The sequence below is a fragment of the Mycobacterium shottsii genome, from assembly GCF_010728525.1.
In the GTDB taxonomy this organism is placed as follows: Bacteria; Actinomycetota; Actinomycetes; order Mycobacteriales; family Mycobacteriaceae; genus Mycobacterium; species Mycobacterium marinum.
Genome location: NZ_AP022572.1, coordinates 1,061,575 through 1,074,898, shown reverse-complemented (window position 1 = coordinate 1,074,898; position 13,324 = coordinate 1,061,575). Strand labels below are relative to the sequence as shown.

General features: G+C 65.8%; 10 protein-coding genes, 1 tRNA gene and 2 pseudogenes. 4 read left to right on the top strand and 9 right to left on the bottom strand.

From position 1 onward, the window contains the following. Positions 1-66 precede the first annotated feature (66 nt). From G6N41_RS05080 to G6N41_RS05065, 4 genes and pseudogenes are all read right to left on the bottom strand, one after another. Positions 67-940, bottom strand: a pseudogene (locus tag G6N41_RS05080) (IS5 family transposase). A 301-nt stretch (positions 941-1,241) separates the two neighbouring features. After that, entirely contained in the window at positions 1,242-1,619 is a 378-nt protein-coding gene (locus tag G6N41_RS28015) for an alpha/beta hydrolase (protein WP_231608828.1), read from the bottom strand. A 240-nt stretch (positions 1,620-1,859) separates the two neighbouring features. Next, a complete protein-coding gene (locus G6N41_RS05070) occupies positions 1,860-2,498 on the bottom strand; it encodes a Fic/DOC family protein (RefSeq protein ID WP_198966775.1) in 639 nt (212 codons plus the stop codon). Positions 2,499-2,509: 11 nt separating this feature from the next. Beyond that, positions 2,510-2,704, bottom strand: a complete 195-nt coding sequence (locus G6N41_RS05065) for an antitoxin VbhA family protein (RefSeq protein WP_036427006.1) — start codon at positions 2,702-2,704, stop codon at positions 2,510-2,512. Positions 2,705-3,108: 404 nt separating this feature from the next. Here G6N41_RS05065 and G6N41_RS29445 point away from each other — a divergent pair, with 404 nt between their 5' ends. Both G6N41_RS29445 and G6N41_RS05060 read left to right on the top strand, forming a co-directional pair. Then, entirely contained in the window at positions 3,109-3,243 is a 135-nt protein-coding gene (locus tag G6N41_RS29445; RefSeq protein ID WP_259593502.1) for a hypothetical protein, read from the top strand. A 269-nt stretch (positions 3,244-3,512) separates the two neighbouring features. Then, a pseudogene (locus tag G6N41_RS05060) lies at positions 3,513-3,692 on the top strand (hypothetical protein). A gap of 10 nt (positions 3,693-3,702) precedes the next feature. Here G6N41_RS05060 and G6N41_RS05055 read toward each other — a convergent pair. Both G6N41_RS05055 and G6N41_RS05050 read right to left on the bottom strand, forming a co-directional pair. Beyond that, positions 3,703-3,778, bottom strand: a tRNA-Thr gene (locus G6N41_RS05055). Between the two features lie 79 nt (positions 3,779-3,857). Further along, positions 3,858-5,063: a DNA polymerase III subunit delta' gene (locus G6N41_RS05050; protein ID WP_198967725.1), complete on the bottom strand. Its 1,206-nt coding sequence runs from the start codon at positions 5,061-5,063 to the stop codon at positions 3,858-3,860. A gap of 155 nt (positions 5,064-5,218) precedes the next feature. Here G6N41_RS05050 and G6N41_RS05045 point away from each other — a divergent pair, with 155 nt between their 5' ends. Beyond that, positions 5,219-6,808, top strand: a complete 1,590-nt coding sequence (locus G6N41_RS05045; RefSeq protein WP_198966774.1) for an adenylate/guanylate cyclase domain-containing protein — start codon at positions 5,219-5,221, stop codon at positions 6,806-6,808. A gap of 11 nt (positions 6,809-6,819) precedes the next feature. Here G6N41_RS05045 and topA read toward each other — a convergent pair whose 3' ends face one another. The 3 genes from topA to cspA all read right to left on the bottom strand — a co-directional run bounded on the left by topA (position 6,820) and on the right by cspA (position 10,754). Continuing rightward, on the bottom strand, positions 6,820-9,624 hold the full coding sequence (topA, locus tag G6N41_RS05040; RefSeq protein ID WP_198966773.1) for a type I DNA topoisomerase: 2,805 nt from the start codon (positions 9,622-9,624) through the stop codon (positions 6,820-6,822). A 203-nt stretch (positions 9,625-9,827) separates the two neighbouring features. Further along, entirely contained in the window at positions 9,828-10,406 is a 579-nt protein-coding gene (locus G6N41_RS05035; RefSeq protein WP_011741857.1) for a hypothetical protein, read from the bottom strand. 144 nt (positions 10,407-10,550) lie between these two features. Next, complete coding sequence (gene cspA, locus G6N41_RS05030) at positions 10,551-10,754, bottom strand: cold shock protein CspA (RefSeq protein ID WP_007166602.1); 204 nt, start codon at positions 10,752-10,754, stop codon at positions 10,551-10,553. A gap of 248 nt (positions 10,755-11,002) precedes the next feature. On the opposite strand from cspA, the gene G6N41_RS05025 reads away from it, so the two are divergent. Further along, a complete protein-coding gene (locus tag G6N41_RS05025; protein WP_020730890.1) occupies positions 11,003-13,318 on the top strand; it encodes a DEAD/DEAH box helicase in 2,316 nt (771 codons plus the stop codon). Positions 13,319-13,324: the final 6 nt, after the last annotated feature.

Sequence of the window (13,324 nt, the reverse complement as noted above, 5' to 3'; positions counted from 1 at the left end):
CGTTACACCTGGGGTGCATCCGCTGTCGTCACGCTCAGAATCGTCCGTGCGACTAGGTCCTGTCTGCTAATTGCGGACGCGGTGGTAGGTGATGATGGCGGCCAGGGTGACACCGCCGAGGTAGGTCAGGGCGTATTCGTCGTAGCAGGTGGCGACCGCGCGCCAGTGTTTGAGCCGGTTGAAGCTTCGCTCGACGGTGTTGCGGTGCTTGTAGATTCGGCCTGAGAACCCCGGAGGCCGTCCTCTGTTGCGGCCTTTGGCTTTGCGGCGGGTGATCTGGTCGCTGCGCTCGGGGATGGTATGGGCGATCTTGAGCCGGCGCAGCTGTGCCCGCGTCGAGTCATGGGAGTACGCCTTGTCCGCCAGCAAGCGAAACGGGGCGTATGAGTTGCTGCACCGGGCGGCCAGCAGTGGCCAAAGCATCGGATTATCACCGGCTTGACCGGCCGACAGTGCCAGGGTGACCGGACTGCACAGCTGGTCGGTCAAGGCGTGGATCTTGGTAGTCAGCCCGCCGCGGGAATGCCCAATGGCGTGGTCATCGGGCTCATCGAGATATTTCTTGTAATTCGACAGATCCCCCTGTGCGGCGCCCGGAGCGCGCTCCGGCTGCGTGTTGGTGGGCGCGCACACTGGTCGAATCGACCGACAACAGTGCGCCCAGGTCGGCGTCCTCGGCGTCGAGGTCAGAGGCGATCGCCGCGAAGATCCGCGCGTAGATGCCATCGACCGACCAGCGTAGATGCCTCTCGGCCACCGATTGCCAGGGACCGAAGTGCTCGGGCAGGTCACACCACGGAGATCCCGTACGGTAACGCCAGATAATGCCCTCCAGAGTACGTCGATGATCGTTCCACGGCCGGCCACGCCGCCGCCCCGCAGGCAACACCGCCACGATCAGCGACCACAAATCATCAGAAATCGCATGCGTCCGCATCACCCAAACAGCATCAGCCAAAACACCATTCACATTAAGCAGACACGCCCTAGTTCGGGATCGTCGACCATAGGGTCATGCCCAACATCAGGCAGAGTTACGAACGTCGCCTGCGGCAGGCGCGCACGCGCATTAGGGCCGTAAGACGTGACGGGAACAATTTCGTCTTTCTCCGACCACGCCACCGTCACGGGGCAGGGCAACGGGTCCAAAGGTACAATCTGCTCCTCGTCGGTTGAGAATACTTCGTTGGCGACCGTGCATCCGAGGAAGTCGTCAAAGATCTCAACACCCCGGTGCGCGCTTATCCGATCGCCGTGGCACGCGCCATCCTGGAACAGGAGCCGCGCATCAGGCGAGCGATTCCGGCGCCTCCCAGCGCTCGTGACAGCGTCCTTTCTCGCAGCCCGTCACCCGACGCCCAGAAGCCACCTGGCGCAAACACACACACTGTTGCTGCACGGCCGCGCCGAGCCAATTCGATCGCCAAATAGCCGCCCATCGAATGGCCGACCAGATGCGGGCGTTGAAGTCCTTGCTCGTCGAGGTAGCGCTCCGCCCAGTCAACGAGATCCGCCGCGGTCGCTGGCCGCCTCTGCACTGGGGTCCGCCTCGGTGGCCGGGAGCCGTCGGCGCATGCACCTGGTGATATCTCGAAACGACGGGTACCACGTCTTGCCATGCCCTGCCCGACCCAGCCCCGCCGTGCAGAAGCACCAACGCCGTCTTGTCGGTGGCCATGAGGAAGTCTGACACCATCCCCAACCAGGTGGGGAGTCTTTGGAAAGGCTTCGAACCGTGGCCCAAGGAATTAGTCGAACAGGTCATTCCCACCCAGGAGCCACTCCCCGGCGGGCCGCCGACCAACTCGCACCGATTGAACACGCACCGTTACCAGCTGACAGCAGGAGGTACAGTGCGATCAGAAGTCGTAAGCGGGTTCGGCGTCGAGGATCTTCGTGAACATCGCGACCATGCCTGTGAGATCAGAGTGGGCGCGCGCTGCGTGACAGGCGCCGTACAACGCTTCCAGGTCGGTCTTCCCCCAGTCGAAGCCAGAACCGCGTTCGGACAACAGGAGATCGAAGAACTCGCGGGTGGAGCGGCCGTTGCCCTCGCGGAACGGGTGGGCATAGTTCACGTGGTCGTATAGGTATGCGACCTTGCCAGCGAGATCGCCGTCGTCGATCGCTCTGAGCCGGTCGAGATGGTGGATCTCCGCGGCGACATGCTCCATGGGCCGACTGATGCTACCCGGCGGGCAGAAAGACTCGTCTTCCTTCTCGATGCCGACTGTCCGCAGGTCTCCCGCCCAGACGTAAACGTCCTGGAACAGCTGGCGGTGAATCGCCCGCAGGTATGCAAGATCGTAGGTGCGGTCGCCCAGCAGATTGGGTTCCTCGCGGAGTTCGATCACCCGGGCCTCATCGAGGTCGTTCTCGGCGTCACGCAGTTCGGCATGCGTTCGGGCGCCGACCCGGTTCCGTAAGACGGAAGTACCGGAGATGGAGTAGCCCTGCCAGTTCCGTTCGTGATCGCCGGTGTCCCATGGATGCGGCACTCCAGGCCCGGTTACTGGATGTTGTACCGGCGGCGGACGCGCTCACCTAACTCGGCTGCCGTAATCTTGCCGCGGGCGTAGTCGTCCTGATCGGCACGGGTAGCGGCGGTGCTGCGGGTGCCCTCCAGCTCGGTGTTGCGGCGGGTTGCCCTGACAGTCCTGATGCGCCGCTTCGCCTTCTGCAACTCGGTCACCTGGACAAACACCTCATCTGATTTAGCGGTTCTGACCAGCATAGTCGACAGCGCTGACATTGCAGAGAGGCTTGCCCATCAAGGAAACACAGCACGGTTCTCCACCGCTGATGTACGAACATCATGTCTCGTTGGCCATGTAATCGACGGCGTCCCGCAACACGTACCGGGCCGACACTGCTCCGGCCCACACCAACGGCGCCGGGCCGCGCAAAACCGAGGACACGTTCGACGCCTACGCCGGGGTAATCGGCAAGCTGCTCATCCCAGCCCTGCGGACCGTCCGACTGCGTGAACTCACCACACAACGGGTCGACCGGTACCTGCGCTCGGCTACTCCCCCGTCGACGCCCGCGTACACACCACCACGGTCAGCGACCAAACCGCGCGCCCCCACCCCCGACGACGCCGTGGAGATGCGGCGGAGGATCGCTGCATGGCAGAGCGGTGGATCGAATCGCGAACCCGCGCGCGGGTATGACCGGCTGCGCATCTTCGACGTACTGCTGGCCACCGGCGCCCGCATCGGCGAAGTGCTCGCACTCACCTGAGACGACATCCACGGCCTCGACGGTTACGGTCCCGTCACCGTGTGCATCGGTAACCGGCTCGACAAGAAATCCCACCGGGGCGCAAGGCCGGCGGCGACCCCTACATCGTCACGACCCCGGAGTTCGGAGCCGCGGCGCTGCGAGAGCACGCCCCGCCGAGACCAGAGGCCAATGTCCGCACCCGCTGGCGGGCGATCCGCGGCGAGGACTTCAAGTAGGTTGTGCCGCACTCGATCCACAAGTCCGTCGTCACCGCGGTAGAACGCGCGATGGGGCTGGAAGCCTCGGCCCGGCAGGCCGGACACAGCAGCAGCGAGATCACCCGGCGGCACTACGTCGAGCAGTCCGTGACGGTGCCCGACTACACCGCCGCCTGGATGAGTACTCGCGCCCTATCCGCGCCCTTCAAGCCGTCGAACACGAACAGGCAGGGTAACTACCCAGCCTGACCTGTAAAGGTGGAGCCGCCTAGGAGAATCGAACTCCTGACCTATTCATTACGAGTGAATCGCTCTACCGACTGAGCTAAGGCGGCGTGCCCTCATTCCGGGCGGCACGAGTCTACGGCAGGCGGGCAGGTCCTCCCAAGTCCGGATCGACCGACCGGCCCCCCGCTACTGCAGTCCCTGCCCAATGGCTGCCACCATGGCGTCAACCGCAAATTTTGGCTTTACGTTGATCGACAGCGCTTCGCGGCAGTTCAGCACGGCCTCGATGCAACGCAACAGCCGCTCCGGAGTCGCGTGTGCGGCCAGCGCAGCGACCCGGTCAGCCATGTCCGGATGGTTGGCCCGCGGCTGGTCGGCCTTCGCCGAAACCAGCAGCGCATCCCGAAAATAGGTGGCCAGGTCGATCAGGGCCCGGTCCAGCGCATCGCGCGCGGCCCGGGTGTGGCGGGACTTCTGCCGCCGTTCCAGGTCCTTGATCGCGCCGGCGGAGCCACGCATCGTGCCGGCAGTCCCTTTCCCGGTGCCACCAGCCCCCAGTGCGGTACGCAGCTCCTCGGTTTCGGCCTCGGCGCGATCGGAAGTCAGCGCCAGCGCCTCGGCCTCGGCCGCGGCGACCAACTCCTCGGCCGCGGCGTAGGCCCGCGCCGGCGTCGCGGCGTCACGAACCAGCCCCAACGCTCGCTCGCGTCGCTGCCGCGCCTCCGGGTCGGTGGCCAGCCGCCGCGCCCGGCCCACATGGCCACCGCTGACCGACGCCGCCCAATTCGCCGTCTCGGCCGCCAACCCATCGTTGTCGATCAGTACCTGGGCAATCGCGGTGGTCGGCGGCGTCACCAACGCGACATGGCGACACCGGGACCGCAACGTGACCGCGATGTCCTCGGGATCCACCGATGGTGCGCACAACAGGAACACCGTCGATGCGGGCGGCTCCTCGACCACCTTGAGCAGGGCGTTGGCCGCACCTTCGGTCAACCGATCGGCGTCTTCGATCAGCACGATCTGATGGCGCCCGGTGGTTGGGCGGCGCGATGCGATCTGCACGATCGCGCGCATGTCGTCAACTCCGATAGAGAGGCCTTCGGGAATCACCCGCCGCACGTCCGCGTGAGTCCCCGCCATGGTGGTCAAACAGGACCGACAACGTCCGCACCCCGGATCGCCGTCTGACGTGCACTGCAGCGCCGCGGCGAAGCACAATGCGGCGATTGACCGCCCCGAGCCCGGGGGCCCGGTGATCAGCCACGCATGTGTCATATCCCCGTCAAACCCCGAACTGTGAGTCGAATCACTGCGCACTGACCTAGCGGCCGCGAGCAGCTCCGATTCCACCGCCCCCTGGCCTACCAGCCGCGCGAATACCCCAGACATCACCGTGGACACTATTAGTCCCCGCCGACAGATACCGATTGGCTACCGTTTCGCGACATTTCCGTTATCTTTCCCGTCTCGAGTCGACTCGGTAACGACTTGCCGAGTCCCACGTAGGTTTCCGGCGAGTCCCCCCATCCGGATACGGTGGGCTGGTGGCTACCGTGGCAACCCTGCCCGGGCGGATCAACGGGTTCGCCCGGTGGGTAGTGCGCACTCCGTGGCCGGTGTTTTCGCTGAGTATGTTGCAGGCCGACATCATCGGCGGCCTATTCGTTCTGGGCTTTCTGCGCTATGGCTTGCCACCCAACGATCGGATCCAGCTGCAGGATCTACCACCACTGAATCTGGCGATCTTCCTCACCTCCGTGATTACCTTGTTCCTCGCCGGGTTCGCATTGAACCTCAAGCTGCTGGTGCCGGTCTTCCGGTGGCAGCGCCGCGACAATCTGGTTGCGGCGGCCGACCCGTCCGCCACCGAGCTGGCCCGCAGCCGGGTGCTGCGCATGCCGTTCTATCGCACCTTGATCAGCGTCGGGTCGTGGGCGATCGGCAGCGTGATCTTCATCGTCGCCAGCTGGTCGGTGGCTCGCTATGCGGCGCCCGTGGTGGCGATTGCCACCGCCCTGGGCGCCATCGCCACCGCAATCATCGGCTACCTGCAGTCTGAGCGGGTGCTGCGGCCGGTCGCGGTGGCCGCGCTGCGCAGTGGGGTACCGGAGAACTTGCGTTCGCCCGGGGTCATCTTGCGGTTGATGCTGGCCTCGGTGCTGTCCACCGCGGTACCACTGTTGGCGATCGTGCTGGCCGTGGTGGCCGACAAGATGGCGATTCTGCACGCTACCCCGGACGAGCTGTTCAATCCCATCCTGCTGCTCGCGCTGGCAGCGTTGGCCATCGGCTCGGCCAGCACGCTGCTGGTGTCCATGTCGATCGCTGATCCGCTGCGCCAGCTGCGTTGGGCGCTGTCGGAGGTGCAGCGCGGCAACTACAACGCGCACATGCAGATCTACGACGCCAGCGAGCTGGGCCTGCTGCAGGCTGGGTTCAACGACATGGTCCGCGACCTGTCCGAGCGGCAACGCCTGCGTGACCTGTTCGGTCGATATGTCGGCGAGGACGTGGCCCGGCGCGCCATCGAACGCGGTACCGAGCTTGGCGGGCAGGAACGCGATGTCGCGTTGCTGTTCGTCGACCTGGTGGGCTCGACCCAGCTGGCGGCGACCCGACCGCCGGTCGAGGTGGTCGGCCTGCTCAACGAATTCTTCCGGGTGGTGGTCGACACCGTCGCGCGCCACGGCGGATTCGTCAACAAGTTCCAGGGCGATGCCGCCCTGGCGATTTTCGGCGCACCGATCGAACACCCCGACGGCGCCGGCGCCGCGCTACGCGCCGCGCGCGAGTTGCACGACGAACTCATTCCGGTGCTGGGATCTGCGGAGTTCGGCATCGGGGTGTCGGCCGGCAGGGCCATCGCCGGCCACATCGGCGCGCAGGCCCGCTTCGAATACACCGTGATCGGCGACCCGGTCAATGAGGCCGCCCGACTCACCGAGCTGGCCAAGCTCGAGGAAGGCCACGTGCTGGCCTCGGCGATCGCGGTCAGCGGGGCGCTAGACGCCGAAGCCTTGTGCTGGGACGTCGCCGAAGTCGTCGAACTACGCGGACGGACCGCACCGACCCAGCTGGCCCGCCCGCTGAACCTCGCTGTAGCCCAAGAGGTCTCCACCAAAAGCGGTAGCTAACCGGGCCCCGGTCACGCGCGTTTGACGGCCTTTTTCGCCGGCGACTTGCGGGTGGTCTTCGTGGCGGCTCGCTTCACCGGCCCTCGGGCCCGGCGGTCAGCCAGCAATTCCGAGGCCCGCTCGTCGGTAATCGACGCGACCTCGTCGCCCTTGCGCAGACTGGCGTTGGTTTCACCGTCGGTGACATACGGACCGAACCGCCCGTCCTTGATCACCATCGGCTTGCCCGACGCGGCATCGGTCCCCAGCTCACGAAGCGGCGGAGCCGAAGCGCTCTGCCGACCAGAACGCTTGGGTTCGGCGTAGATCTTGAGCGCTTCGTCAAGGGCGATGGAGAAAATCTGGTCTTCGGTGGCCAGCGAGCGAGAATCGGTGCCGCGCTTCAGATATGGCCCATAGCGCCCGTTCTGCGCGGTGATCTCTTCGCCGGAAGCGGGATCCGTGCCCACCACGCGCGGCAGCGAGAGCAGCTTGAGCGCGTCCTCGAGGGTGATCGTCTGCAGGTCCATGCTGCGCAGCAGCGAACCGGTGCGGGGTTTGGGCCCGGTGGCCTTCTTGCTCTTCTTGGCGGGGGCCTCGGTCCCGGCTTCGGGTGCGGGAGGTTCGGGAAGAATCTCGGTCACATACGGCCCGTAGCGCCCGTCCTTGGCGACGATCTCGTGGCCGGATTCCGGGTCGATGCCCAGCACGCGGCCTTCCTGCGGCGTGGCGAATAGCTCTTCGGCCAGCACCAGGGTCAGCTCGTCGGGTGTCAGCGAGTCATTGAGGTTGGCGCGCTGCGGGGTCGGCTCACCGTCTTCGCCGGTTATGGTGCGTTCCAGGTAGGGACCGTTCTTGCCCACCCGAACGTAGATGGGACGCCCCTGATCATCGTCAAACAGCTTGATGGAGTTGACTTCTCGCGCATCAATGCCTTCGAGGTTGACACCGACGAGCTTCTTGAGCCCCCCGGCGCGCGCCACCGAATCAGACACGCCGTGGTCGCCACCGAAGTAGAAGTTGTTGAGCCAGTCGGTGCGCCGCTCCTGACCAGATGCGATGGCATCGAGCTCGTCTTCCATCGCCGCGGTGAAGCCGTAGTCGACGAGGTGCCCGAAATGTTGCTCCAACAATCCGGTGACCGCGAACGCCACCCACGACGGCACCAGGGCGCTGCCCTTCTTGTGTACGTAGCCGCGGTCCTGGATCGTCTTGATGATCGGGGTGTAGGTGGACGGGCGTCCGATTCCCAGCTCCTCGAAGGCCTTGACCAGCGAGGCCTCGGTGTAGCGGGCGGGCGGGTTGGTGGTGTGCCCGTCCGGGGTCAGCTCGACCGCGTCGAGCCGCTGGCCCGGCGTCAGATTCGGCAGGCGCCGCTCGGCGTCATCGGCCTCGCCACCGACCAGTTCGTCCACCGTCTCCACGTAGGCCTTGAGGAACCCGGGGAAGGTCAGGGTGCGACCGCTCGCCGAGAACACCACCTGCTGCTCACCCGCGCTACCACCGATCCGCAGGCTCAGCGTGGTGCCGCGGGCATCCGCCATCTGGGAGGCCACCGTGCGCTGCCAGATCAGCTCGTAGAGCCGGAATTCGTCGCCGTCGAGTTCACGACGCACGGCGTCGGGGGTTGCGAACGTCTCACCCGCGGGGCGGATGGCCTCGTGCGCCTCCTGCGCGTTCTTCACCTTGCGGGTGTACTGGCGCGGAGATGATGCCACATACTCTTCGCCGTAGAGCTGGCGCGCCTGGGTGCGCGCGGCGTTTATCGCCGACTCCGACAGGGTCGTCGAGTCGGTTCGCATGTAGGTGATGTAACCGTTTTCGTAGAGCCGCTGAGCGATGCTCATCGTCCGCTCACCGGAAAACCGCAACTTGCGGCCGGCCTCCTGCTGCAGCGTCGAGGTCATAAACGGTGGGTACGGACGGCGGCTGTAGGGCTTTTCCTCGACCGAGGCCACGCTCAGCTGCGCGCCGTGTAGGCCGGTGGCCAGCGCGGCCGCACGGGCCTCGTCGAGCACGGTGACCTCGTCGGCCTTGCGCAACGTGCCCAGCGAGTCGAAATCGCGACCGGTGGCCACCCGCAAGCCGTCCACACTGGTCAGTCGGGCGACAAAGGTGGGCGGCGCGGCCTTCAGGTCGGACACGCTGGCGTCCAGCGTGGCGACGATGTCCCAGTAGGACGCGCTGCGGAACGCCATCCGGTCGCGCTCTCGCTGCACGATCATGCGCGTGGCCACCGACTGCACCCGGCCGGCCGACAGCTTGGGCGCGACCTTTTTCCACAGCACCGGACTGACCTCGTAGCCGTACAGCCGGTCCAGGATGCGCCGGGTCTCCTGCGCATCGACGAGGTCCATGTCCAGGTCACGGGGGTTTTCCGCGGCTTCGAGGATGGCCGGTTCGGTGATCTCGTGGAAGACCATCCGTTTGACCGGCACGCGCGGTTTGAGGGTTTCCAGCAAGTGCCAGGCGATCGCCTCGCCCTCGCGGTCACCATCAGTGGCCAGGTAGAGCTCGTCGACGTCTTTGAGCAGTTCTTTGAGCTCGCTGACCGCGCTCTTCTTCTCCGGGCTGATGATGTAGAGCGGTTCGAAGTCCGCGTCGACATTGACGCCGAGGCGCGCCCACGGCTCGGACTTGAACTTGGCGGGCACATCCGCGGCGGCCCGCGGCAGGTCGCGGATGTGGCCACGCGAGGATTCGACTATGTACCTGGGCCCCAGGTAACCAGCAAGTTTGCGCGCCTTGGTGGGCGACTCGACTATGACAAGTCGCCGGCCGCTCCCATTTCCGCCGCTGCTACGGCTTCCAGGGCCCTTCGTTTTCGGGTCAGCCAACTGCGGTTACGCTCCATCTCTCATCCCAGCCCCGCTGGCGGGGCCACCCTTGCAGAAGGGTGCCAGGCCGGCTGCTGAATTTCAGGCGAAATCCAATAGCCCGACATTCCCACCTGCGGGCAACAGACAATTTCGCACCCTAAGGCGGGCCTGCGCAAACTGGCTGCAATTCAGCTCCCCGGAAAACCGGGGTCCACAGGCGCCTAGCCCCGGGGCCATTGAGCCAACGCTTCGGCACCGGGCGGGGGTTCCCCCACGTTCTCTACCAGGCGCGATAGCCTTCGTCGCCCGCTTATCCGCAGCGCCGGGTGGCCCCCTCGGGTGCCGATCAAAGTGGGTGCAATGCCCACTCGCATCAGAGCCGACGCCAACGGCGAATGTGTATCGGGTGCGTGCGGATCAAGCCCCAGCAGATAGCGGTCCGCCTCGGGACTGCCGGCGGCCAGCGCCCAGGCGCGCAGCTCTCGCGGACCTGGCAGCCATCGCGGCGGAACCGTCTTGACCGCACCACGGGTCCATTCCGCGGCGATTGCGCGCAATCTGGGGTCTACGGCGGTACGCACCAGCGGCGTGTCCTCGTCGGTGTGGGTGATCTCAGGCACCAGGCCCGCCTCCCGCATCATCTCGGCGAGAGCTTCGGCTCGCCAGGACTCCCCGACCACCACCGACAGCCGCGCACCAGCACCAACCATCACGACCTGGCCGGATGCTGCCAACACTCCGGATAGGTCCTCGACCGCGGGCGGCACCGACTCCGCGGCAAAGAAGGACAGCTGACTCACGCCACCGACAGTAGGCCAGTAACCCGGTCCGCGGGTTCTCCCCGTCCGGCGCGGCGACCAAGGCGCTCACGGCAGAAACGAAAACCCCCCGCCGGACCCGCTCAGCGGGATCACGTCGGGGGGATTCGTCAGAATCTGCTCGGATCAGACCGAGCGGACTCCGGTGGCCTGGGGGCCCTTAGGGCTGTGGCCGATCTCAAACTCGACCTTCTGGTTCTCTTCAAGGGTGCGGAAGCCCGAACCCTGGATCTCCGTGTAGTGGACAAAAACATCCGCGGAGCCATCCTCGGGGGCGATGAAGCCGAACCCCTTCTCCGCGTTGAACCACTTCACAGTTCCCTGTGGCATCTCTCGATCTTTCCTTTTCTTCTGGGTGCGGTGCACCGCCTCTCGGTGCCCCGGGCCAAGCCGCGACCGCCATACCTCGCAGAGTCGCCGGAACTTCACCCGACCGATAACCTCGCAGGAACCGCGGCCGCAACGTCGATCCTGCGAAAGTTTGACACGAACACAGAAGCTACGACCGCGATTAGTCAATCATGTTCATGGCGTCGGCGACAGCCCGTTGTCGTCGATGAATTGTGAAGGGTTTGCAAATGATAAGTTTCGGGCGCGAATTGCTTGCCGTCGCGCTCGCCGGTACCCCGACCGGAGAACATCCTTTACACCATGTCGCCGAGCTGCCGCCGCGTGCGGGTCAGCCGAGCGCCTGGCCGCAATGGGCCGAGCCAGACGTCGTGCGCACCTTCACCCAACGTGGCATCACCGCCCCCTGGTCACACCAGTCCACGGCCGCGGAGTTGGCCCATGACGGCCGTCACGTGGTGGTGAGCACAGGTACGGCGTCCGGCAAGTCGCTGGCCTATCAACTTCCCGTCCTCGCGGCGCTGGCGGCCGACCCCCGCGCCCGGGTGTTATATCTGTCGCCGACCAAAGCGCTGGGCCACGACCAGTTGCGCACCGCGCAGGCGCTGGTTGCCAACGTTGAACGACTTAGGGATGTCGCGCCCACGGCTTATGACGGCGACAGTTCCGATGAAGTGCGCCGCTTTGCCCGCGAGCGTTCCCGATGGTTGTTCTCCAACCCGGACATGATCCATCTGTCGATATTGCGCAACCATGCCCGCTGGGCGGTCCTGTTGCGAAATCTTCGATATCTGATCGTCGACGAATGTCATTACTATCGGGGTGTTTTCGGCTCGAATGTGGCAATGGTGCTACGCCGTCTGCTGCGATTGTGCGCACGCTACTCGGCGCACCCGACGGTCATCTTCGCCAGCGCGACGACGGACTCACCGGGTGCCACCGCCGCCGAATTGATCGGCCAGCCGGTTGCGGAGGTCACCGAGGATGGGTCGCCCCAGGGGGCCCGCACCGTGGCACTGTGGGAACCCGCGCTGCGGACCGACCTGACCGGCGAAAACGGCGCCCCGGTGCGGCGCTCCGCCGGCACCGAGGCGGCGCGAGTGATGGCCGATCTGATCGTCGAGGGAGCGCAGACCTTGACCTTCGTCCGGTCACGGCGGGCCGCTGAGCTCACCGCGCTGGGCGCGCAGGCGCGACTGCAAGACATTGCGCCCCAGTTGTCGCACACGGTGGCGTCGTATCGGGCCGGTTATCTGCCCGAGGACCGCAACTGTCTCGAACACGCATTGACGGAGGGCCGGCTGCGCGGTCTGGCCACCACCAATGCGCTGGAGTTGGGCGTCGACATCGCCGGGCTGGATGCGGTGGTGCTGGCCGGATTCCCCGGAACCGTCGCATCCTTCTGGCAGCAGGCGGGGCGGTCCGGCCGGCGTGGCCAGGGTGCGCTGGTGGTGTTGATCGCGCGCGATGATCCGCTCGACACGTATCTGGTGCACCATCCCGCGGCGCTCCTGGACAAGCCGGTGGAGCGGGTGGTGATAGATCCCGGCAATCCCTACTTGCTGGGGCCACAGTTGCTCTGCGCGGCAACAGAACTTCCGCTCGATGCGGTAGAAGTCCACGAGCTTCGCGCCGTCGAGGTGGTCGAAACGCTCGTCGATGATGGTCTGCTGCGCCGGCGCGGCGACAAGTACTTTCCGGCACCGGGGGTGCAACCGCACGCCGCGGTGGACATCCGGGGTTCCATCGGTGGGCAGGTCGTCATCGTGGAGGCCGACACCGGCCGGCTATTGGGCAACGTCGGAGCCGATCAGGCGCCGGCATCGGTGCATCCAGGTGCCGTTTATCTGCATCAGGGCGAAAGCTACGTCGTCGACTCCCTGGACACCGAAGAAGGGCTCGCCTTCGTCCACGCCGCCGATCCCGGCTATGCGACCTTTGCGCGCGAGCTCACCGACATCGCGGTCACCGGATCCGGTGAGCGCTTGGAGTTCGGGCCCGTCACCGTCGGCTTGGTGCCGGTGACCGTCACCCACCAGGTGGTGGGCTACCTACGGCGCCAGCTTTCCGGTGAGGTGATCGATTTCGTCGAGCTGGATATGCCCGAACACGTGCTGCCCACGACCGCGGTCATGTACACCATCGCCGCAGAAGAGCTGTTGCGAAATGGTGTCGACGCCGTCCGGATTCCCGGTTCGCTGCACGCCGCCGAGCATGCGGCGATCGGGCTGCTGCCACTGGTGGCCAGCTGCGACCGCGGCGACATCGGCGGCATTTCCACCGCTATCGGGCCCGAAGGACTGCCCAGTGTCTTCGTCTATGACGGCTATCCGGGTGGGGCGGGATTCGCCGAACGCGGCTTTCGACGGGCGCGCACCTGGCTGGGAGCCACTGCGTCGGCGATCGAGGCCTGCGAATGCCCGAGCGGATGCCCGTCCTGCGTGCAGTCCCCCAAATGCGGTAACGGCAACGATCCCCTCGACAAGGCGGGCGCCATGCAGGTACTGCGACTGGTGCTGTCGCAAGTGGGTGACGATTTACTCTAGGAACAC

Coding starts and splice junctions, on each gene's coding strand:
- G6N41_RS28015 (WP_231608828.1), bottom strand. CDS start 1,619: ATGGCAAGACGTGGTACCCGTCGTTTCGAGATATCACCAGGTGCATGC.
- G6N41_RS29445 (WP_259593502.1), top strand. CDS start 3,109: ATGCGGCGGAGGATCGCTGCATGGCAGAGCGGTGGATCGAATCGCGAA.
- G6N41_RS05050 (WP_198967725.1), bottom strand. CDS start 5,063: ATGTCTGGGGTATTCGCGCGGCTGGTAGGCCAGGGGGCGGTGGAATCG.
- cspA (WP_007166602.1), bottom strand. CDS start 10,754: ATGCCACAGGGAACTGTGAAGTGGTTCAACGCGGAGAAGGGGTTCGGC.
- G6N41_RS05025 (WP_020730890.1), top strand. CDS start 11,003: ATGATAAGTTTCGGGCGCGAATTGCTTGCCGTCGCGCTCGCCGGTACC.